At 68.4% G+C, this 19,804-nt stretch carries 20 protein-coding genes (1 of these 20 cut by a window edge); 9 read left to right on the top strand and 11 right to left on the bottom strand.

Translation table 11 applies throughout. The features are described from left to right. Together prfB and EXW95_RS11170 are read left to right on the top strand one after the other, a co-directional pair. Positions 1-125, top strand: a protein-coding gene (prfB, locus tag EXW95_RS11165) for a peptide chain release factor 2 (RefSeq protein ID WP_174367520.1); it begins 971 nt to the left of the window's first position. Within the gene, positions 1-125 belong to an annotated coding region that runs on past the window's edge; the region does not span the whole gene. Positions 126-296: 171 nt separating this feature from the next. Continuing rightward, positions 297-1,259, top strand: coding sequence for a serine/threonine-protein kinase (locus tag EXW95_RS11170; RefSeq protein WP_174367521.1), 963 nt, complete (start codon positions 297-299; stop codon positions 1,257-1,259). Between the two features lie 22 nt (positions 1,260-1,281). Here EXW95_RS11170 and EXW95_RS11175 read toward each other — a convergent pair whose 3' ends face one another. Next, entirely contained in the window at positions 1,282-2,235 is a 954-nt protein-coding gene (locus EXW95_RS11175; RefSeq protein WP_371810026.1) for a GNAT family N-acetyltransferase, read from the bottom strand. Continuing rightward, positions 2,232-2,735 (bottom strand): DinB family protein, encoded by a 504-nt coding sequence (locus EXW95_RS11180; RefSeq protein ID WP_174367522.1) that lies wholly within the window; start codon positions 2,733-2,735, stop codon positions 2,232-2,234. Before EXW95_RS11180 ends, EXW95_RS11175 begins: the two co-directional genes overlap by 4 nt. Positions 2,736-2,890: 155 nt before the next feature. Between EXW95_RS11180 and rpsF the strand changes: the two genes are divergently transcribed. The 5 genes from rpsF to rny all read left to right on the top strand — a co-directional run bounded on the left by rpsF (position 2,891) and on the right by rny (position 7,138). Then, positions 2,891-3,199 (top strand): 30S ribosomal protein S6, encoded by a 309-nt coding sequence (gene rpsF / locus EXW95_RS11185; RefSeq protein WP_046843752.1) that lies wholly within the window; start codon positions 2,891-2,893, stop codon positions 3,197-3,199. A 136-nt stretch (positions 3,200-3,335) separates the two neighbouring features. Next, positions 3,336-4,226 carry a single-stranded DNA-binding protein gene (locus EXW95_RS11190; RefSeq protein ID WP_058974292.1) on the top strand — a complete coding sequence of 297 codons (891 nt, stop codon included), beginning with the start codon at positions 3,336-3,338 and terminating at the stop codon, positions 4,224-4,226. Between the two features lie 42 nt (positions 4,227-4,268). Further along, positions 4,269-4,544: a 30S ribosomal protein S18 gene (rpsR, locus tag EXW95_RS11195; protein WP_046843750.1), complete on the top strand. Its 276-nt coding sequence runs from the start codon at positions 4,269-4,271 to the stop codon at positions 4,542-4,544. Between the two features lie 11 nt (positions 4,545-4,555). After that, positions 4,556-4,996, top strand: coding sequence for a 50S ribosomal protein L9 (gene rplI / locus EXW95_RS11200; protein ID WP_174367523.1), 441 nt, complete (start codon positions 4,556-4,558; stop codon positions 4,994-4,996). Positions 4,997-5,410: 414 nt separating this feature from the next. Further along, positions 5,411-7,138, top strand: coding sequence for a ribonuclease Y (gene rny / locus EXW95_RS11205; RefSeq protein WP_174367524.1), 1,728 nt, complete (start codon positions 5,411-5,413; stop codon positions 7,136-7,138). 630 nt (positions 7,139-7,768) lie between these two features. On the opposite strand, the gene EXW95_RS11210 is transcribed toward rny, so the two are convergent. The 3 genes from EXW95_RS11210 to EXW95_RS11220 are packed head-to-tail and all read right to left on the bottom strand — an operon-like array spanning position 7,769 to position 9,579. Next, positions 7,769-8,446, bottom strand: a complete 678-nt coding sequence (locus tag EXW95_RS11210) for a tRNA (adenine(22)-N(1))-methyltransferase TrmK (protein WP_174367525.1) — start codon at positions 8,444-8,446, stop codon at positions 7,769-7,771. Beyond that, positions 8,433-8,987 carry a YqhA family protein gene (locus EXW95_RS11215; RefSeq protein WP_254605590.1) on the bottom strand — a complete coding sequence of 185 codons (555 nt, stop codon included), beginning with the start codon at positions 8,985-8,987 and terminating at the stop codon, positions 8,433-8,435. The genes EXW95_RS11210 and EXW95_RS11215 overlap by 14 nt, the downstream gene beginning before the upstream one ends. 22 nt (positions 8,988-9,009) lie before the next feature. After that, entirely contained in the window at positions 9,010-9,579 is a 570-nt protein-coding gene (locus EXW95_RS11220) for an MOSC domain-containing protein (RefSeq protein ID WP_174367527.1), read from the bottom strand. 175 nt (positions 9,580-9,754) lie between these two features. Here EXW95_RS11220 and tyrS point away from each other — a divergent pair, with 175 nt between their 5' ends. After that, positions 9,755-11,008, top strand: a complete 1,254-nt coding sequence (gene tyrS / locus EXW95_RS11225) for a tyrosine--tRNA ligase (RefSeq protein WP_174367528.1) — start codon at positions 9,755-9,757, stop codon at positions 11,006-11,008. A 278-nt stretch (positions 11,009-11,286) separates the two neighbouring features. Here tyrS and pyk read toward each other — a convergent pair whose 3' ends face one another. The 5 genes from pyk to EXW95_RS11250 all read right to left on the bottom strand — a co-directional run bounded on the left by pyk (position 11,287) and on the right by EXW95_RS11250 (position 18,116). Beyond that, complete coding sequence (pyk, locus tag EXW95_RS11230) at positions 11,287-12,729, bottom strand: pyruvate kinase (protein WP_174367529.1); 1,443 nt, start codon at positions 12,727-12,729, stop codon at positions 11,287-11,289. Between the two features lie 70 nt (positions 12,730-12,799). Further along, positions 12,800-14,086 carry a phosphopyruvate hydratase gene (eno, locus tag EXW95_RS11235; protein WP_368667979.1) on the bottom strand — a complete coding sequence of 429 codons (1,287 nt, stop codon included), beginning with the start codon at positions 14,084-14,086 and terminating at the stop codon, positions 12,800-12,802. Positions 14,087-14,216: 130 nt separating this feature from the next. Further along, the gene (dnaN, locus tag EXW95_RS11240; protein ID WP_046843743.1) at positions 14,217-15,299 is read right to left on the bottom strand and encodes a DNA polymerase III subunit beta; all 1,083 of its coding nucleotides are present in this window, start codon (positions 15,297-15,299) and stop codon (positions 14,217-14,219) included. Between the two features lie 359 nt (positions 15,300-15,658). Then, entirely contained in the window at positions 15,659-17,032 is a 1,374-nt protein-coding gene (dnaA, locus tag EXW95_RS11245; RefSeq protein ID WP_058978451.1) for a chromosomal replication initiator protein DnaA, read from the bottom strand. A gap of 124 nt (positions 17,033-17,156) precedes the next feature. Next, positions 17,157-18,116, bottom strand: a complete 960-nt coding sequence (locus tag EXW95_RS11250; protein ID WP_174367530.1) for an NAD-dependent epimerase/dehydratase family protein — start codon at positions 18,114-18,116, stop codon at positions 17,157-17,159. Positions 18,117-18,134: 18 nt separating this feature from the next. Here EXW95_RS11250 and EXW95_RS11255 point away from each other — a divergent pair, with 18 nt between their 5' ends. Continuing rightward, complete coding sequence (locus EXW95_RS11255; RefSeq protein WP_174367531.1) at positions 18,135-18,422, top strand: hypothetical protein; 288 nt, start codon at positions 18,135-18,137, stop codon at positions 18,420-18,422. Between the two features lie 262 nt (positions 18,423-18,684). Here EXW95_RS11255 and dprA read toward each other — a convergent pair whose 3' ends face one another. Next, positions 18,685-19,782, bottom strand: a complete 1,098-nt coding sequence (gene dprA / locus EXW95_RS11260; protein WP_371810027.1) for a DNA-processing protein DprA — start codon at positions 19,780-19,782, stop codon at positions 18,685-18,687. Positions 19,783-19,804: the final 22 nt, after the last annotated feature.

Raw genomic sequence — 19,804 nt, forward strand, 5'->3', positions numbered from 1 at the left:
GCACGGGCGTCATGAAGCACAACCCGGACGACGTGCTTGACGGGGACCTCGAGGACCTGCAGTGGGCCGGGCTGGAATGGATGGCTGGGAAGCGCGTCGCGGAGGAAAACAGCGACGACGAGTGACCCTGGCCGATCCGGAGCGGCGCTCCTGATCACGGGGAATCACGGTTCGGAGATCCAGACTGGGGGGCGCGCGGCGTGAGCTGACGCGCCTCCTCACGTTCCGGGATGCGGGCGGCACCGGAGGTTCTCGCTTGTCAGGGGCGGCGGAACGTGACACCCTTGGGGGCAAGCATGGCCGAGGCGAGCACCATCACCGGGTACACCCTGCACCGCGTTCTGGGGCGTGGGAACACCTCGCTGGTGCGCCTCGCGACGAACGCGCAGGGGCAGCTGGTCGCGGTGAAGATCCCGCACCCGGAGACGCTGACCGTGCAGGACGCCGCCGAACGGTTCGGGAACGAGGTGCGGTTGACGCTGCAGTTCCGCCACCCGCACCTGGTGCGCGGCTTCGGCGGCACGCCGTTCGGACCGAACGCGTTCCTGGCCATCACGTACTACCCGAAAGGCGCGCTGAACGAGCAGCTGGCCGAGATGCCGGACCGGCTGCCGCTCATGGAGGCGCTGCGGATCCTGGCGGACGTGACGTCGGCCCTGACGTACCTGCACCACCAGGGGGCAGTGCATCAGGACGTGAAGACGCAGAACGTGTACGTCACGGACGACGGGCGCGCGGCGCTGGGCGACCTGGGCAACACGTACTTCGTGGCGCAGGGCGGCAAGACCAGCGGCAGTCCGTTCTACATGGCGCCCGAGGTCTACCAGGGTGAGGAGACGAGCAGTGCCAGCGACGTGTACAGCCTGGGCGTGATGATGTACGAGCTGCTGGGCGGGGACCGGCCCTTTCACGGGCACACGTACGAGGAACTGATGGTGGCCCACATGACGCGCTTCCCCCCGTCGCTGACGCAGGTCAACCCACTGGTGCCGCGCGCGGTGGGCCGCCTGGCGGAACTGGCCCTGGCGAAACGACCGGGGGACCGCCCATCGGCGGACCGGATCCGCCGCGCACTCCTGAGCGCCCTGGGGGAAACCCCGGCGGACGAGGTGTACGAGGAGGACGCCAAACCGGAGGCAGAGGCCGTGCGGCCCATGGGTCGCCACGCCCCGGCGCAGGTACGCCCGGCGGCCCCTGCTGTTCCCGAACCTGAAGCGGAGAAGGGTGCGCGCTGGAATCCCTTCAAGCGCCGCAAGTAAGCCGCAGGTCAGGGGGCCGCGCTCAGCGCAGCAGGCTGTGCATCTCGTAGCGTCCGGCCAGCTGCTGGAACCCCAGTCGGCGGTTGACGGCCAGCATGGGGGCGTTCAGCGAGTGGTTGTTGGTCCGCATGGTCGCGTAGCCCGCGTTCTGGGCGCGCTGCACGACCTGGAGTTTCAGGGGCAGCGCCAAGCGGCGCCCGCGCGCCTGCGGGTGCGTGGCGGTCAGTTCGTTGTACACGAACGGCAGGTGCTGGAAGCCGACCATGGCGGTGGTGCCCAGCCACTCGCCGCCGGGACCGAGGGCCAGGATCAGCCAGTCGGGGCGGGGGTCCGTTTCCAGTCGCAGGGCGCCCCGGACCTGCATGGGCGTCCAGCGGGGGTATCCGGCGAGGTCGGGCGTCTCGGTGAGGCGGTCGGCGACGAAATCCACGTACCGCTCCAGGGTGCGTTCATCGGCGCCGCTCAGGTCGGCGAAGGTCACGCCCTGTGCACGGGCGGCGTCCAGTGCAGGCTGATGGTCGGCGAGGTTCACCTGGGTCAGGTCGAGTTCGGAGGCGTAGCGGTGGGTGCGCAGCGTGAAGCCGCGCCGCTCGGCCCAGGCGCGGTGGGCCGGATCGGGGTCCGGGACGTCCACGCTCAGGCCGTGGGCGCCCAGGTCGCGGGCGGCCTGCCGGGCCTCCTGCCACAGGACCTCCCCGGCACCCTGGCCGCGCGCCTCGGGAAACACGAGGACGCTCAGGTGCAGGAAGTCCGGGGGGATGAACAGCGAGTGTTGCAGTTGCCAGCCGCCCAGGACCTGTCCGTCCGGGCCGAGCAGCAGCTCCCGCCGGGCCTGGGCTTCCGGGCCGCGCCGCGCGTCGGCGGCGATCAAGTCCGTGCCGCTGGTGTTGCGGCCACCCAGGCTCAGCAGCGCCGCGAAGGTCTCGGCGTCGTCCGGGGTGTAGGGGCGCAGGGTCCAGCCGTCCGGGAGGGTCACGGAACGGCCTTGATCAGCTGCCGGATGGCGCCCAGGTGGTACGCGACGTGCGCGACCGCACCCGTCAGGCCGCCGGTCACGTCCCTATCGGCGGGTCGGTCCTCGAAGGTGCGGGCGAAGGTCACCAGGGCGTCGTACGCGGCGCGCAGCCGTTCGCGGGCGGCCTCCCACCCGGCGGCGTCCACCTGGGCAGGCTGGAAACTCCCTTTCCAGTCGAAGGGACCGCGGTCCCCGTCGCGCTCCCAGCGGACGATGACTTCGAGGTGGTAGGCGGTGTGCGCGGCGTGCGCGGCGACGGTGCTGCCCAGCACCTCCCGGCTGGCCTGCTCGGCACTCAGGGCGTCCAGGGTGGCGAGCAGCCCGTGGTTGCCGCTGCCGTCGGCTTTCGTGCCGTCCAGGAAGGCGGTGCCCTGGCCGGGGTGGCCGCCCAGTGCGGCCTCGCGCAGGATGTCGAGGATGCCGCTGACCGCGCTGGACGCCGACGGGGTGGGGGTGGTCATGCCCCCAGCGTACGGAGCGGGGCGGGGCTGGACATGCGTCATCTGACCGCTGGCAACCGCGCGCGGACTCTGGTAATGTGGTGAGTTGCGCTGCCCGGCGAGGCCTGACCCTGTCAGGACACTCTGCCTGCGTGCGGCGACAGAGGAGGTGAACTATGAACCAGTACGACCTGAACCTGATCCTGAACCCCAACCTCAGCGCCGAGCAGGTGGGCATCGAGAAGGACTACATCGAGACCACCGTGAAGAACGCGGGCGGGGAAATCAGCAACCTGGACGAGCTCGGCAACCGCCGCCTCGCCTACGCCGTGAACAAGGACCGCGAGGGCTACTACCTGATGTACACCATCAAGGCCGCCGGCAACCCCGAAACGGACATCGCCAGCACCCTGCGTCTGCGTGACCACGTGCGCCGCGTCCTGGTGGTCAAGGACCGCCCGGAGTGGAAGACCAAGAAGGCCTGATCTCCTTACGCTATTGACGTAATGAGATCGGTCCTGTTATCGTACGGTCAACCCGCAAGGGCCACACACGCCAGCCGCATCCAAAACCCCAGTACGAATCCTGCCGGATTCAGCCAGCAACAAAGGAGACCACGTCATGGCCCGAGGCATGAACCACGTTTACCTGATCGGCGCACTCGCCCGCGATCCCGAACTGCGCTACACCCCCAGCGGCACCGCCGTGTTCGAAGCCACCATCGCCGGTGAAGATCACGTCATCGGCAACGACGGGCGCGAACGCAAACTCCCCTGGTACCACCGCGTGTCCATTCTCGGCAAACCCGCCGAGTGGCAGGCCGAACGCAACCTGAAAGGCGGCGACGCCGTGATGGTCGAAGGCAGCGTGGAGTACAGCCAGTGGGAAGCCCCTGAAGGCGGCAAACGCAGCATGGTCCGCGTGAAGGCCCTGCGCATGGAACAGCTCGGGTACACCCCCGAACTCGTTCAGGACGCCGGAGGCGGCGTTCGCATGAGCAGCGGCATGAACGAAGTCATTCTCATCGGGAACGTCACCCGTGACCCCGAACTGCGCTACACCCCCGCCGGCGACGCCGTGCTCGGACTCGGCCTGGCCGTGAACGAGACCTGGAACGACCGACAGGGCCAGCGTCAGGAGAAGACCCACTGGATCGACGTGACGCTGTGGCGCGACCTCGCCGAACGCATGAAGGACCTCCGCAAAGGGGACCCCGTGCTCGTGCAGGGACGACTGGTCAACGAAGCGTGGACCGATCGCGACGGTAACAAACGCAACTCCACCAAAGTAGAGGCGACGCGAGTCGAAGCCCTGTCCCGAGGCGCAGGGGCCGGTAACCCTGCAGCCACCCCCGCCGGACCTCGCACGCAGACCGCGAGCAGTGCGGCGCGCCCCCAGAGCGGCGGCTACGGCCAGCCGAGCCGGGCAGCGAACACGGGGAACCGTTCGGGCGGCTTAGATATTGACCAAGGTCTCGACGATTTCCCACCGGACGAAGACCTGCCGTTCTGAACCCCGCTTGGGGAGAGGAACGCAGATTTCAAGGACTAACACATGACCCAGACCAACAGCGCCGAGCGTAAACCGCGCGGCAAGGGACCCAAGCGTCCCCGCAAGCCCAAGGTCGATCCGTTCTCCATCGGGGAACTGGAAATCACCGATTACAAAGACGTGAAGATGCTGCGCCGTTTCGTGAGCGACACGGGCAAGATCCTCCCCCGCCGCCGCACGGGCCTCTCGGCCAAGCACCAGCGCCGCATCGCGCAGACGATCAAGATCGCCCGCCAGCTGGCCCTGCTGCCCTACACCGAGAAGCTCGTCCGGAAATAAGGAGAATTGACATGCAAGTAATTCTTCTTGAACCCGGCAAGCTCGGCAAGACCGGCGACGTCGTGAACGTCAAAGACGGCTACGCCCGCAACTGGCTGATCCCCCAGGGCATCGCCACGCCGGCCACCGCCAGCAACATGAAGAGCCTCGAGGCCCGCATCCGCGCCCGCCAGAAGACCCTGGCGGCCGAGAAGGCCAGCGCCGAGGACCTCGCCAGCCGCCTGAACGGCGTCGCCGTGGAACTCAGCGTCCGCGCCGGCGAAGGCAAGATCTACGGTGCGGTCACGCACCAGGACGTTGCCGATTCGCTCGACAAGCTGGGCTTCGACGTGGACAAGCGCCGCATCACGATGCCGAAAACCGTCAAGGAAATTGGCGAGTACGACATCACCTACCGCGCCCACCCCGAAGTGAGCATCCCCATGAAGCTCGTGGTGCACGCCGCGAAGTAAACGCCAACAAGCGTCCAGACCCCCGCCCACGTGGCGGGGGTCTTCTTCTTGCCTTCTCATACGGGGCTCCATTGATTCCAAACCAGGCAGGGTCACCCGGTGGCCCCCTCACCCTTCCGTCGCTTCGCTCCACTGCTCCGCAGCTCTGCGAGTCCCTCCCTCTCCCCTCGTGGGAGAGCGGAATCCGACCACGTTGGAAGCAAATCAATCTAATCCCGTATCACCTGCCCCGCGCCCCCGACAGGCCGACCGGGGTACGCCCCGACGTCTACCGGGCGGGCTTTCCCGCTACACTTGGGGCGAACGTCCCCACAGCGCAGTCACCGGAGGCGTTCGACCTCAGTTTCCCACCCCGGGGCGCGTGCCCGACACCGGCGCGCGGCCCCATGCAACACACCATCAAAGGAGCGCACCGTGACGACCCCAGGACTTATCGGGATCATCGTGGCGCTGCTGCTCGGACTGGTCGGGGGATTCCTGGCGGGGCAGAGTCGTGGGGCGCGGCAGCGCGCCGAGATCGACACTCGCCTGCAGCAGGAAGCCCAGCGCGACGCGGACCGCATCCGCGCGCAGGCCGACGCCGACGCCCGCACCCTGCGGGCCGAGGCCGACCAGGACAGGCAGGACGCCACCCGCAGAATCAAGGAAGCCAGTGACCGCGAAGCCCAGCTGGGCGTGCAGGTCGCGCAGTTCGACGCGCAGCTCACGCAGATTCAGGGGCAGCGCGAGCAGATCAGCGCCCTGCGCGCCGCGCTGGACCAGGAACGCGCGCAGGTCAAGCAGGACGCCGCCCGTGAACGCGAGGCGCTGAGCGGCGACCGCCAGGAGACCCGCCGGGAACGCGAGGAACTCAAACGTGAGATCGAGCGGCTCAACCGCCGCGCCGAGCAGCTCGACGCGCGCGGTGAGAAGCTCGACGCGCTGGAGGAACGCCTGGAAGACCGCGCCCGGCACCTCACCGAGCAGGAGCAGGAGATCGGCGCGCGCCTGCATCAGGCGGACCTGAAACTCTTCGAGATCGCCGGACTGTCCCCAGAGGCGGCCCGCGCGGACATCCTGACCCGCCTGGACGCCGAACTGGAAGAGGAGAAGGCCATCCGCGTGAAGGCCATGCAGGAACGCGCCAGCGCCGACGCGAAACGCTCAGCGCGGCACGTGATCGCGCAGGCCATCCAGCGCAGCGCCTCAGAGACGAGCGCCGCCCTGAGCGTGTCGGTCGTCCCCATCCCGAACGACGCCATGAAAGGCCGCCTGATCGGCCGCGAGGGCCGCAACATCCGCGCGTTCGAGGCCCTGACCGGCGTGGACCTGATCATCGACGACACGCCCGAAGCAGTGATCCTCTCGAGCTTCAACCCGGTGCGGCGCGAGGTCGCCAAGCACGTCCTGGACGCCCTGGTCGCCGACGGCCGCATCCACCCGACCCGCATCGAGGAGATGGTGCACAAGGCGCAGGACGAGATGAAGGCCTTCATGCACGCCCAGGGCGAGGAAGCCGCCATCGAGGCGGGCGTGGTGGGCATCAAGCCGGGCCTCGTGCAGCTGCTGGGCCGCATGTACTTCCGCACCAGCTACGGCCAGAACGTCCTGAAGCACTCCATTCAGGTGGCGCACCTGACCGGCATCATGGCCGGGGAGCTGGGCCTCGACGCCGGAATGGCCCGCCGCGCCGGACTGATGCACGACGTCGGCAAGAGCATCGACCGTGAGATCGACGGCACGCACGTCGAGATCGGCATCAACCTCGCCAAGCGCTTCGGGGAGCCCGCCGAGGTCATCGACGCGATCGCGCACCACCACGACCCGGAGAACGGCGAGACGCTGTACTCCGTGCTGGTGGCCGCCGCCGACGCCATCAGCGCCGCGCGACCCGGTGCGCGCCGCGAGGAGCTGGAATCGTACGTGCGCCGCCTGGAGATGCTGGAGCAGATCGCCGTGTCGTTCCCCGGCGTGCAGCAGGCCTACGCCATCCAGGCCGGGCGCGAGGTGCGCGTGATCGTGCAGCCGGAGAAGGTCACGGACGCCCAGGCGACCCTGCTGGCCCGCGAGATCGCCGGGCGGGTCGAGCAGGACATGGAGTACCCCGGTCAGGTCCAGGTGACCGTGGTCCGCGAGAGCCGCGCCGTGGAAGTTGCCCGCTGAGCAGAAGCGGGCAGAGGAGGGTCGGGGCCATGCGCTCCGGCCTTTTTCACTGCATACCGTCCGGAACACGCTCGGAAAGGACCCGTCTGGCACGAGATTTTTCAGGCCGCCGCGCGGGGATTGACACGCCCTGCATACCGGGGTATCCTAGTTTTATCACCGTCCGAGAAGGGCGGATTTTTCGTTTTGGTCTGGGCACCCCCACGCGAGCCCCTCTCCCCTAACGATCAGGCAGCCGCTGCAGCCAGTTCGACGCGTGGCAGTGGCGACGGGGCGATCAGCACCGGTCGGGCGTACCCGACTGCATAGCCCCCGGCGGCTGCTTCTGCTGGAAGGACGTCCAGCACGACAGATTTCCGGTCGGCGCGCAGGACTTGACCGGCCCTGCATATCGCGCTATTCTATTTCTATCACCGTCCGCGAAGGGCGGATTTTTCGTTTTGGTCCCCGTGACTCCCACCGACCAGCTGTCCGTGTCATCGGGCGCACCGACCGAGGCTGCATACCGACATAAGAGCGCCGGATAAGAAGGCTCTCCAGGACGGCATTTTTCCAGCCGTCCCGCGAGGCTTGACGCTGCCTGCATACCGCGCTATATTTTTCCTATCACCGCCGAAGAAGGCGGGTTTTTTATTTTCTATCCCCTGCCAGCCACGCGGCGGCGCTCTGCGCGACCTGCAGGTCGTACTCGGCGGCGCGGCCTGGGGCGGCCAGCGGGGTCAGGCGGGTTACGTCTGCCCACACCTGCTGGCGCAGCAAGGTACCCCCCTCGCGCAGCAGCAGCGGGCCGTAGCGCAGGGCCGCCTCCTCCGGCAGGGCCACGTAGGCCGGGTCGGGGCCGGACTGACGTTCCAGCCGCAGGACCGGGTAGCGCCAGAAGCCGGGCGCCAGGACCTCCGCCGCGACGTGATAGCCGCGTTCCTGCGCCCAGCGGCGCAGCGGTTCCGGGCTGTCGTTCGGTTGCAGCACCAGCGCGTCCGGCACGCGATCAGGCGTGCGGGTCAGGATGCCCAGCATGGTCTGCGCGCCCATGCCGGTCATGCTGGCACTCTGCACCTCGCCGGGCGCCAGCGGGGCGAGGCCGTTTCCGGCGCGGACCTCCAGGCGGCCTGTGAGGCCCGCGCGGGCGACGTTCACGCGGGCGTGTTCCAGCGGGCCGGGGTTCACCTCGACGATCACGCCGCGCGTGATGCGGCCCAGCTGCGCCAGCCGGATGGGGAGGTGCGCGTGGTCACTGCCGATGTCCGCGTGAGCGTCGGCCTGGATCAGGTGCAGGGCCGCCTGGAGGCGCGCGTCAAGGTGCGGCATGCGGGTCTTCGGGCGCGTCCGGGCGGTGCCCCTGGCGGGAGAGGATCACGGAGTACGCCCCCACCGAGAGAATCACGGCCGCGATGGCCGCGCCGTACACGAGGATGTCCGACCCGCCCTTCCATTCCAGCGCGACGCTGAAGAAGTTCACGCTGAGCGCCACGATCACGATGCCGATCAGTTTCTGCTTCAGGTCGTCGAAGGAGTCGATGTGCAGCCAGCGGGGCACGTTCTGCACGCGGCCCACGAACAGCGCCTGCAACCCGAACGAGATGATCAGCAGCGCCACCCCGACCAGCAGCGTGTCGGCCTGCTCGACCGCCGCGACGATCAGGGTCTTGGTGGTGTGCGCCTCGCCCAGGTCACCCAGCGCCGCGCGGATGGTGACGTACGCCTGCGCGATGGCGGCGATGAACAGTGCGAGGCTGAACGCGAAGGAACTCAGCACGCCCAGTTCCACGATCAGGCGCGTGAACCCGAACGCGCCCGCCAGCGTGACGCGCCGCGTGCGGCTCAGGGGCGGGGCGGGACGTTTGGGCATGCCGCCCAGCATAGCGGGCCCTTCAGGTCACGGCGCCCGGGAGGGGGCGCACCTCGTCCCCCACGCGGATCACGCCACCCCGGATCACGCGGGCGGTCAGGCCCCCGTGCCCGCGCACGGCGTTGTACCCGCCCTCGCCCAGGGTCTCCTCCATGCGTGAGCAGGGGTGGCACTCGCCGGTGCCTTCCAGGATCACCTCGCCGATCTGAAAGCGGCGGTCCTTCAGGGCCAGCAGGGGAATGCCGCGCACGGCGATGTTGCGCCGCAGCTGCTCCGGGCTCGCGGCCTCCAGCCCGGTCAGCGCGGCGATCACGGGCAGGTGCTCGGCCTGGATCAGCGTCACCTGCCGCCGCCCCGGCCCACCGGGAATCGCTGGCGCGTTGGCGGGACGCGCCTCCTCCCCGGCCTCGCCGGTCAGGGCGGTCAGGCGCGGCGGGGCGAGCTTGCCGTGATCGCCTACTAATCCCACCAGCGGGTGCGCCTCGACCTCCGTGACCGCCTGCACGGGCGCGCGGCGCGCGGGGCGCAGGCCCAGCCACTCGACGGCGCCGGGGCGGGGGAAGGTGTCACGCAACTCCTGAATGGTCTTCACAACGGGCATGCTAGCGGGCGGCGCCTGTTATGCTGGGCGGCATGAGGCGTCTGACCCGACGTGCGTATCCCTGCCCGCCGCCACCGGTGGGAGCAGGGTCAGTCACAGCCTGAAATCCAACCCCCGAGCGGCGCATCCGGACAGTCCTGGTGCGCCGCTCCCCTATGGAGTGAAGATGCAAGAACCCGCCCCCATCCGTTGGAACCTGCCCGTGGACGAGCAGATCGACCTGCTGCGCCGCGGCGTCGTGGATCTGGTGTCCGAGGACGACCTGCGCCGCAAACTGGCCAAAGGCGCGCCGCTGCGCGTGAAGCTGGGCGCCGACCCGACCCGCCCGGACCTGCACCTGGGGCACGCCGTGATCCTGCGCAAGATGCGCCAGTTCCAGGACCTGGGCCACAAGGTGATCATGCTGATCGGTGATTTCACCGCGATGATCGGCGACCCCAGCGGCAAGAGCAAGACCCGCCCCCCGCTGACGCTGGAGCAGACCCGCGAGAACGCGAAAAGCTACCTGGAGCAGTGCCGCCTGATTCTGCGCCAGGAGCCCGAGGTGCTGGAGGTCCGCTTCAACGGCGAGTGGCTGGAACCCATGGGGTACGCCGACGTGATCCGCCTCGCCAGCCGCTACACGGTGGCGCGCATCATGGAACGCGACGACTTCCGCAAGCGCTTCGAGGGCGGCGTGCCCATCGCCGTGCACGAACTGCTGTACCCCCTGACGCAGGGCTACGACAGCGTGGCGCTGGAGGCCGACGTGGAGCTGGGCGGCACCGATCAGCTGTTCAACAACCTGGTGGGCCGCGCGCTGCAGCGGGATTACGGGCAGGAGTCGCAGGTCGTGATGACCCTGCCGCTGCTGGTCGGCCTGGACGGCACCGAGAAGATGTCCAAGAGCCTCGACAACTACATCGGCCTGACCGACGAACCGCACGAGATGTTCGCAAAACTGATGAAGGTGCCCGATCCGCTGCTGGACAACTACTTCACGCTGCTGACCGACCTGCCCCGCCCCCGCATAGAGGAGCTGCTGGCCGGGCACCCGGTCGCCGCGCACCGTGAACTGGCGCGCGAGGTCGTGGCGTGGTTCCATCCGGACGCGGACCTGGACGCCGCCGAGGCCCGCTTCCGCAGCGTCGCGAAGGGCGGCATTCCCGAGAACATCCCGACCGTGACGGTCCCGGCGGCGGATCTGGACGACAGCCTGGATGCCGGGCGGATCAGCATGGTGAAACTGGTGGTGCTGGCGGGCCTGGAGCCCAGCAACGGCGCGGCCCGCAAGCTGATGCAGAACCGGGGCCTGAAGCTGAACGGGGAAGCGTTCACGGACCCGCACGGCAGCCTGACCCGTGAGCAGCTGTCCCAGGAGGGCGGTGCGGTCATCCAGAAGGGCAAGGACAAGTTCGCGCGGCTGGTCCTGGGGTCCTGATCCACCCGGCCCCTTCATGGGGCATTCACGGGCTTCCCAGAGGCACGGCGACCCGTTCTTCATCCAAGCTTTAGTTCTGGATAGGCCGGGAAAGTTATGCACAGGACGCTGTGGACAACTGTCCCAGCCTGTGGACGACCGCCAGGCGCGGCAAAACCCTGGGCACAACCCAGCAGTTATCCACAGGGACGGTGTGGAAAAACCCCGTCCCTGTGGATAAAAATCTGACGCTCAGATGAAGTTTGCACCCGGACCAGCTGGAAACCGCCCGCCCCGGATCAGGGCTGCAGCAGGTCTTCACGCAGGCGCTCGACACGCAGCATGTTCGTGGTGCCACGCACACCGAACGGCACGCCGGCCGTGATCACGTAGCGGTCACCCACGTCGGCCAGCCCGCTGCGGCGCAGCTCGTCGTTCGCGATGCGGACCATGTCGTCCGTGTTGCGCGGGTCCTCGCTCAGGACCGGCACGACGCCCCAGGACAGCGCCAGCTGGTTGCGGGTCTGCTCGTTGGGCGTCAGAGCCAGGATCGCCAGCGGGGGACGGTTCTTCGCGATGCGGCCCGCCGCGCCGCCCGTGCTCGTGAAGGTCACGATCGCCGGGGAGTCCAGCTTCTCGCCGATGCTGCACGCCGCCGACGCGATCGCGTCCTGCGCGAGTTCCGTGTCGATCACCAGGGACCGCTGCAGCATCTTGTAGTGCTCGCTGGCCTCCGCCTCGCGGGCGATGCGGTCCATCATGGCGACCGACTCGACCGGGTACTGCCCGGCGGCGGACTCCGCCGAGAGCATCACGGCGTCGGTGCCGTCGTAGATGGCGTTCGCCACGTCCGACGCCTCGGCGCGGGTGGGGCGCGGCAGGCTGATCATGCTCTCGAGCATCTGCGTGGCGGTGATCACGGGCTTCCCGGCCTCGCGGCACATGCGGATGATGCGCTTCTGGATGGTCGGCACCTGCTCGGGACGCATCTCGACGCCCAGGTCACCGCGCGCCACCATGATGCCGTCCACTTCCTTGAGGATGTCCTCGAAGCGGTCCACGGCCTGCGGCTTCTCGATCTTCGCCATCAGCTTGGCGCGGCTGCCGAAGCGGGACATGTAGTGGCGGGCCAGCAGCAGGTCGTCGCGGGAACGCACGAAGCTCAGCGCCACCCAGTCCACGCCCAGTTCCGCGCCGAACTCCATGTCCTGCACGTCCTTCTCGGACAGCGCAGGCACGCTCAGGTCGGCCTCGGGCACGTTGATGCCCTTGTTGTTCTTCAGGACGCCGCCGATCACGACGGTGGTCAGCACGTCGTTGCCGCGCACGCCGTCGACACGCAGGGCCATGTTGCCGTCGTCGAGCAGCAGGGCCATGCCGGGCTGCACGTCGCGCACGAGATCCTTGTAGGTGGTGCCCACGCGGGTCTCGTCACCCTCGACGTCGTCCATGGTGATCGTGAACTTATCGCCGGGGGCGAGGGTCACGCTGCCGTCCTTGAAGCGCGCCACGCGGATCTTCGGACCCTGCAGGTCCTGCAGGATGCCGATGGTGACGCCCTTCTTGGCGGCGAGTTCGCGGACCATCTGCACGGTCTGGCGGTGATCCTCGGGGTCACCGTGGCTGAAGTTCATGCGCACGACGTTCAGGCCGGCATCGATCATGCGGCTCAGCACCTCGGGGGAGCGGCTGGCCGGGCCGACGGTGGCCACGATCTTGGTGGAACGGTCAATCTGTTTCATCTGGAATCCTTTCCAAGCGCGGGAAGAGCGGCGGGCGGTCAGGGTCTCCCCCGCCGCCCGCCCGCCGGGGTCAGCGCAGCGCCTTGCGGCCGGGGAACACGGCGCGGTCACCGAGGCTGTCCTCGATGCGCAGCAGCTGGTTGTACTTCGCGATGCGGTCCGAGCGACTGGCCGAACCGGTCTTGATCTGCCCGGCGTTCGTGGCGACCGCCAGGTCCGCGATGAAGCTGTCCTCGGACTCGCCGCTGCGGTGGCTGATGATCGTGCCGTAATGGTGCCGCTTGGCCAGCTCGATGGCGTCCATCGACTCGGTCAGGCTGCCGATCTGGTTGACCTTCACGAGGATCGCGTTGCCGACCTTCGTGTCGATGCCACGCTGCAGACGCTCGGGGTTGGTGACGAACAGGTCGTCGCCGACCAGCTGCACGCGGTCGCCGATCTTGGCGGTCAGCTGCGCCCAGCCGTCCCAGTCGTCCTCGGCCAGGCCGTCCTCGATGCTCACGATCGGGTAGCGGCTGGCCCAGTCGGCCCAGAAGTCCACCATCTCGCCCGTGCTGAGCACGCGGCCCTCGGATTCGAGGTGGTACTTCCCGTCCTTGAACAGTTCGGTCACGGCCGGGTCCAGCGCGATGGCGATGTCCTTGCCGGGCTCGTAACCGGCCTTCTCGATGGCCTCGAGGAGCACGTCCAGCGCCTCCTCGTTGCTCTTGAGGTCCGGGGCGAAGCCGCCCTCGTCGCCGACGTTGGTGTTGTAGCCCTTCTTCGACAGGACCTTCTTGAGGCTGTGGAAGGTCTCCGCGCCGTAGCGCAGTGCCTCGCGGAAGCTGGGCGCGCCGACGGGCATGACCATGAATTCCTGGAAGTCCACGGAGTTGTCGGCGTGCGCGCCGCCGTTGATGACGTTCATCATCGGGACCGGGAGGGTCTTGGCGTTGCTGCCGCCCAGGTAGCGGTACAGCGGGATGTTCAGTTCGGCGGCGGCAGCGCGGGCCGCGGCGAGGCTGACGGCCAGGATGGCGTTGCCGCCCAGGTTGCCCTTGTTGGGGGTGCCGTCGGTCGCCATCAGCGCGGCGTCAATGGCGGCCTGCTCGCTGGCGTCCAGGCCGACCACGGCCGGGCCGAGGGCCTCGTTGACGTTCTTCACGGCCTGCTGCACGCCCTTGCCGAGGTAGCGGCTGCCGCCGTCGCGGAGTTCCAGGGCCTCGTGGGTGCCGGTGCTGGCGCCCGAGGGCACGATGGCGCGGCCCTGCAGGCCACTGTCGAGGTGAACTTCGGCTTCCACGGTGGGGTTCCCGCGCGAGTCCAGCACTTCACGGGCAATCACTTTCTGAATCTTCATCCCTGTTTCCTCCCGGATCACGGCCCTGTCGCCCGCAGGCGAGTAGGTGTACTTCAGACACTATAAGCGGGTGCCTCCGCAGAAAGATGCACCCGGTTCAACTTCCGGTGCAGACAGGTGCGGCCGCGCGCCCCACCCGCCCGCCGCCTCAGACGCGCAGGGTCACCATCACGGCCATGTACCCGCCGCCACCCGCCGCGCGGAAGATCGCCGGACTGGTCGAGCCCGAGAACAGCAGTTCCGCGTCCCCATCGATCGGGCCCAGGGCGTCCAGCACGTGCCGGGCGTTGAAGGCGAGGCTCATGGCGGGCTCGCTGCCGCCCTGCACCACGTCCAGGGTGTCCTGGGCGCGGCCGTAGTCGCCCTCGGCCGCCAGCCGCAGCTTGCCCTCCGAGACCAGGAACTCCACGCGGTTGTTCGCGTTCTTGTCGGCCAGCACCGCCACGCGGTTCACGGCCTCCTTCAGCGCCGTCGCGGGCAGCGTGACCTGCAGGCGGATCTCCTTGGGGATCACGCGCTCGTAGTCCGGGAAGTCCCCGTCCAGCAGCTTCAGGTTCATGTGGACGCGGTCGGTGGTGACGCTCAGCTGCCCGTCGCCGTACGTGAAGCGGGCCTCGCCGTCCTTGAGCACGCGGATCAGTTCGTCCACGCTGCGCGCCGGGATGATCAGGTTGCGGCCATCCCCGCTGGCCGGAAAGTCCCGGATCGCCACGCGGTACCCGTCGGAAGCGACCACGCGCGCACCCTCGGGACGGTGCTCGAGCTTGATGCCGCGGAACACCGCCTGGAACGCCTCGTTGCTGGCGGCGTACCGGACGCTGGAGAGCGCGCGGGCCAGTTCGGTCGCGTCGAGACTCACGTCGGCCTGCGCGGGGAAGCTCAGCGGGGGGTAGGCGTCGATGTCGCCGGTCTGGAGTTTGAAGTCCGAGCCGCCGGCCCGCACCGAGAGTTCCGAGCCGCTGAGTTCCAGTTCGACGAGTTCACCGCCCAGGTTGCGCACGATCTGCGCGAACAGGTGGGCGGGCACCACGAAGTTGCGGGGGTCCTTGACCTCGGCCGGCACGAAGCACGACAGGTCGATTTCGAGGTTGGTGCCGGACAGGGTCAGGCCGGCCTCGCTGGCCTCGACCTTCAGGGCGGTCAGCAGGGGGTTGCTGCTGCGGCTGGGGATGACGCGTTCCAGAAGGCCCAGGCCTTCGCTGAGGATTTTCTTGGTGACGTGTACGTTCATGCGTGCCTCTCTGTCTGGTCCCTATCTTTTATCTGTCTTTATTCTAAAAAAAGATAGTAGTAGTAGTAATAGGTCCTGTGGAAACTGTGGATAAGTGCCTTCGGGGTCCGCTGGGCGCGCATCTGTGCTGTGGACAAAATTGTGGATAACTGGCACTTTCCTGTGGACAACCTGTGGATAACTTCGGGACTTATCCACAACCTCTCAGGGGGCCGAGTTATCCACAGACTTATCCACAGGAAAACCCCCGGTTATCCACAGCTTTTCCACAGGGTTTTCCACAGCTCGTGAAATGCTGCACAGGTGTTTGGAACGGAAAATGGAACTTATTCTGAGCCAGGAAGAACGAATCCGCCGAATTACGCATCGGAATCCTCGTCGTCCTGACCCTTCATCCGGCGGCGCAGCAGGTCCACCGCCGCCGTCAGTTCACTGTCCTTGCCCATCTGCTCCGAGACCTTGCTGATCGCGTGCATGACCGTCGAGTGATCCCGCCCGAAGAACTGCCCGATCTCCGGCAGGGAATGATCGGTCAGCTCGCGGATCAGGTACTGCGCCACCTGCCGCGCCTGCACCACCTCACGCACGCGCCCGGAACCGCGGATCACGTCGGGCGGCATGTTGAACTGCGCGGCCACCTGCCGCAGCACGTCCATCATCTCCACCTTCACTTCCTGCGGCGCGAACACGTTGCTCAGCGCTTTGGCCGCCACCGCCCGGCTGAAGGGCACGTTGTTCAGGCTGGAGAACGCCACCACCCGCATCAGCGCGCCCTCCAGCTCGCGGATGTTGCTCGTCACCTGCCGCGCGATGAGCTCCAGGACCTCCTGCGGGATGTCGATGCGGTTGTGCTCCGCGTTCATCTTCAGGATCGCCACGCGCGTCTCGTACTCCGGCGACTGGATGTCCGTGATCAGACCCCACTCGAAGCGGCTGCGCAGGCGGCCCTCCAGCGTCTGGATGTCCTTCGGCGGGCGGTCGGAACTCAGGATGATCTGCTTGTGGTTCTCGTACAGCGCGTTGAAGGTGTGGAAGAACTCCTCCTGCGTGCGCTCCTTGCCCGCCAGGAACTGGATATCGTCCACCAGCAGCAGGTCCACGCTGCGGTAGCGGTTGCGGAACTGCGTCATCTTGTCGTCACGGATCGCGTTGATCAGGTCGTTCGTGAACGACTCGGTGGACACGTACTCCACCCGCTTCCCGGGAAACCGCTCGAGCATGTAATGCCCGACCGCGTGCATGAGGTGGGTTTTCCCCAGGCCCACGTCCCCGTAGATGAACAGCGGGTTGTACGCCTTGCCGGGCGACTCCGCGACCGCCAGCGCCGCCGCGTGCGCGAGGTTGTTGTTCGGGCCCACCACGAAGTTCTCGAAGGTGTACTTCGGGTTCAGCACCTTGCGGTTCTCCGTGAAGGTGGGCGCCGGGGCGCGCGGCGCGGGCACGCTGGGCGGCGGGGGCGGATCGCTGGGCAGCAGCAGCGCGTCCTGCGCGGCGGGCAGCACCTGGAAACTCACCTGCGGGTCCTGCGCGCCCAGGCTGCGCAGCGCGTCCTCGAGCAGTTTCAGGTAGTTCTTGCGGAACCACTCCTGCGCGAAGGAGTTGCGCACGCCCAGCACCAGCGAGCCGTCCTGCACGCCCAGATTCTTCACCGGCGCGAACCAGGTGTGGTACTCGACCTCTGTAATGTTCTTGCGGACGTACCCCAGCACGTCCGACCAGATTTCCTGCGAGATAAGGCGCACCTCCCTTAAGGCACTCTTGAGCGGGAGCCAGCATATCACCGCCCGTCCCTCTCTCCCGGCCTCTCTGCCGAGCCAAAGAGAAGCCGTAAGAGAGAAGCGGTCTCTCTCTCGGGGCTCAGCGACGCGCGGCGGCCAGCACTTCAGCTTCCCGCTGCGGGGTCAGGGCGTAGCTCAGCCCGGCGTGCTCACTCCAGGCCCGGGTGTCGCGCGCCGTGACCTCCGGGGCGGTCAGGGTCAGTCCGGCCATGACCGCCCGCTCCGCACTGACGTTCATCAGGCCCGCCTGCTCTCCGTCCTCCGGGATGAACAGCGGCAGTTCCCGGAAGCCCAGCCCCAGGTCCCGCAGCGTCGCCGCGTCCACCCACACCGGCGCCCGGACGCCCAGCAGCCGCGCGAACTGCCCCCAGCTCAGGCGCGGCCCCGCCACGTTGAAGATCCCGCCCACCCCGCCCTCCACGACCCGCACCGTGAAGCGCGCCAGGTCCCGCGCGTCGATCACCTGCACGTGATCGCTGCCGTTCCCCGGCAGCAGGGTCTCCCCTCCCCCGCTCGCCCGGTCCACCCAGTACGGGTAGCGGGCGGTGTGATCGAACGGCCCGGCCACGATCTGCGGCCGCAGGAGGGTCGCCCGCGCCCCGAACGCCGCCTGCACCACGTGCTCGCACGCGACCTTCAGCGGCCCGTACGTCTCGCCCGTCACGTCCGTCGTCCCCGCCGGAGCGGGGGGCAGCAGCGGGTCGTCCTCGCGCACCGGGTGCCGGTCCGGCTCGGCGTACACGCTGACCGTGCTGATCAGCACGTACCGCCCCACCCGCTCCCGTAGCGCATCCACGCTGGCCTGCACCGCCTGCGGCAGGTACCCGCTGACGTCCACGCAGGCGTCCCAGGACCGGCCCGCGAGGGCGCCCAGGCCCCCCGCCTCACCCCGGTCGCCGCGCAGCCGCTCGACCTCTGCGGGCAGCTCGTCGGGCGTGCGGCCGCGCGTCAGGATGCTCACGCGGTGCCCCGAGGCCAGGAACGCCAGGACGATGTGCCGACCCACGAACTGCGTGCCGCCCAGAACCAGGATGTCCATGCGCCTATCCTGTCACCCATGAAGGTGAGGTTCACGCCGGGACGCGTCCGCGTCCGCATCGACGACCTGGAACTGGCCGCCCTGCAGCGCGGCGAGCCGCTGCACGCCCACGTGGGCTGGCCCGGCGGCGGCTGGACCCTGACCCTCGACCCGCGCGGTCACGACGTGGCGGGCGACGGGGGGACACTCGCGGTGGGCCTCGCCCCACAGCTGGCGCAGCTGAGCGACCCCGCGCAGGAGGGCGTGACGATCAGCGGCGAGCCGCGCGTCACGGTGGAGAAGGACTTCGGCCCGCAACACGCTTGAAGACTTAACGCTTTCGAATCAGCCGGAACTTTTCACTAGAAAAACAAGAAAGGCAATAAATAGCACGCTGATGATCAAAAATATGAGACATCCCTTATTGGCATCATCTATTTTTGGCTGCCATGATCCGTTATCTACAGATCTCAATTGTTTGCCGCCTCCGGAATTGTATCGGAAGTCTGATCCATAGGGGTTATGTTTTCTTCTTTTTGACATGTGATGAGTTTGGCAGTTTTTTGAGGCAAAGCAAGAAAAGTTGCCCTCAGCGGCGCACCCAGCGGCCCCCGACCTCCTCGGCGAGGCCCAGCAGGTTCAGCATGACCAGCGCCGTCTGTACGTCCGGCAGCGGCAGGCCTGTGGCGGTCACGAGGTCGTCCAGCGTGACGGGTCCCGTCAGGGCCGCCAGCACCCGCGCCTGCTCGGGCGGGAGGTCCGGCAGTGGGGCGTCCGGGACGCTGCCCCAGCCCAGTTCGGTCAGGACATCGGCCGCGCTCTCGGTCAGGACGGCCCCGTCGCGGATCAGGGCGTGCGGTCCGGCGGCGCGCGGGTCCCCGGCGCGGCCCGGCACGGCGAACACCGTCCGGCCGCATTCCAGGGCGTGCGTGGCGGTGATCAGCGACCCGGACTTGCGTTCGCCCTCCACGACGACCGTTCCGGCGCTCAGCGCGGCGATCAGGCGGTTGCGGGTCGGGAAGTGATGCTGCGCGGGGCCGGTGTCCAGCGGGTACTCGCTGACCAGCGTGAGCTGCGCGGCCAGCCGGGCGTTCTCGCTGGGGTACACGCGGTTCACGGCGCTGCCCAACACGCCGATGCTGACGCCGCCCGCCTCGACGGCCGCGCCGTGCGCGGCGGTGTCGATGCCGCGTGCCAGTCCACTGACGACGATCACCCCGGCGCGGGCGAGGTCCGCGGCGAGCATCCGCGTGAACGCCTGCGCGTGCGGGCTGGCCGCTCGGGTCCCCACGATGCCGATGGCGCGCGGCACGGTCGGCAGGTCCGGCAGCAGGCCGCGCACCCACAGGGCGGGCGGCGGGTCGCCCAGCGCGTCCAGCGCCGCCGGGTAGCCGGGCAGGCCGCGCAGCAGCAGGGTCACGTCCTCCTGCGCCACCTTCGCGAGTTCCTGGTCGGCGCGGGTCAGGAATTCGGGGTTGCCGACGCTCTGCGCGGCGCGGGCGTCCAGGCCCGGCACCTCGCGCAGCTCCCGCAGCGGCGCCTGCCACGCGCCGGCCGCCGAACCGAAGTGCGCGCGGAGGGCCTCGATGCGGCGCGGACCGAGCTGCGCGGCGAAGCGCAGGGCCAGCAGGGCGCGCCGCTCGTCGGGGGGGACAGGGGCCGGCGGGTCGAACAGCGGACTGGTCACCCGGTCAGCATAGGAGTCGCGT

The organism is Deinococcus sp. JMULE3 (genome assembly GCF_013337115.1).
Lineage (GTDB): Bacteria > Deinococcota > Deinococci > Deinococcales > Deinococcaceae > Deinococcus.

Bases quoted from the DNA above. Each gene is read 5' to 3' on its own strand.
- EXW95_RS11170 (WP_174367521.1), top strand. From the start codon at position 297: ATGGCCGAGGCGAGCACCATCACCGGGTACACCCTGCACCGCGTTCTG.
- EXW95_RS11180 (WP_174367522.1), bottom strand. From the start codon at position 2,735: ATGACCACCCCCACCCCGTCGGCGTCCAGCGCGGTCAGCGGCATCCTC.
- rpsF (WP_046843752.1), top strand. From the start codon at position 2,891: ATGAACCAGTACGACCTGAACCTGATCCTGAACCCCAACCTCAGCGCC.
- EXW95_RS11190 (WP_058974292.1), top strand. From the start codon at position 3,336: ATGGCCCGAGGCATGAACCACGTTTACCTGATCGGCGCACTCGCCCGC.
- rpsR (WP_046843750.1), top strand. From the start codon at position 4,269: ATGACCCAGACCAACAGCGCCGAGCGTAAACCGCGCGGCAAGGGACCC.
- rplI (WP_174367523.1), top strand. From the start codon at position 4,556: ATGCAAGTAATTCTTCTTGAACCCGGCAAGCTCGGCAAGACCGGCGAC.
- EXW95_RS11210 (WP_174367525.1), bottom strand. From the start codon at position 8,446: ATGCCGCACCTTGACGCGCGCCTCCAGGCGGCCCTGCACCTGATCCAG.
- EXW95_RS11215 (WP_254605590.1), bottom strand. From the start codon at position 8,987: ATGCCCAAACGTCCCGCCCCGCCCCTGAGCCGCACGCGGCGCGTCACG.
- tyrS (WP_174367528.1), top strand. From the start codon at position 9,755: ATGCAAGAACCCGCCCCCATCCGTTGGAACCTGCCCGTGGACGAGCAG.
- pyk (WP_174367529.1), bottom strand. From the start codon at position 12,729: ATGAAACAGATTGACCGTTCCACCAAGATCGTGGCCACCGTCGGCCCG.
- dnaN (WP_046843743.1), bottom strand. From the start codon at position 15,299: ATGAACGTACACGTCACCAAGAAAATCCTCAGCGAAGGCCTGGGCCTT.
- EXW95_RS11250 (WP_174367530.1), bottom strand. From the start codon at position 18,116: ATGGACATCCTGGTTCTGGGCGGCACGCAGTTCGTGGGTCGGCACATC.
- EXW95_RS11255 (WP_174367531.1), top strand. From the start codon at position 18,135: ATGAAGGTGAGGTTCACGCCGGGACGCGTCCGCGTCCGCATCGACGAC.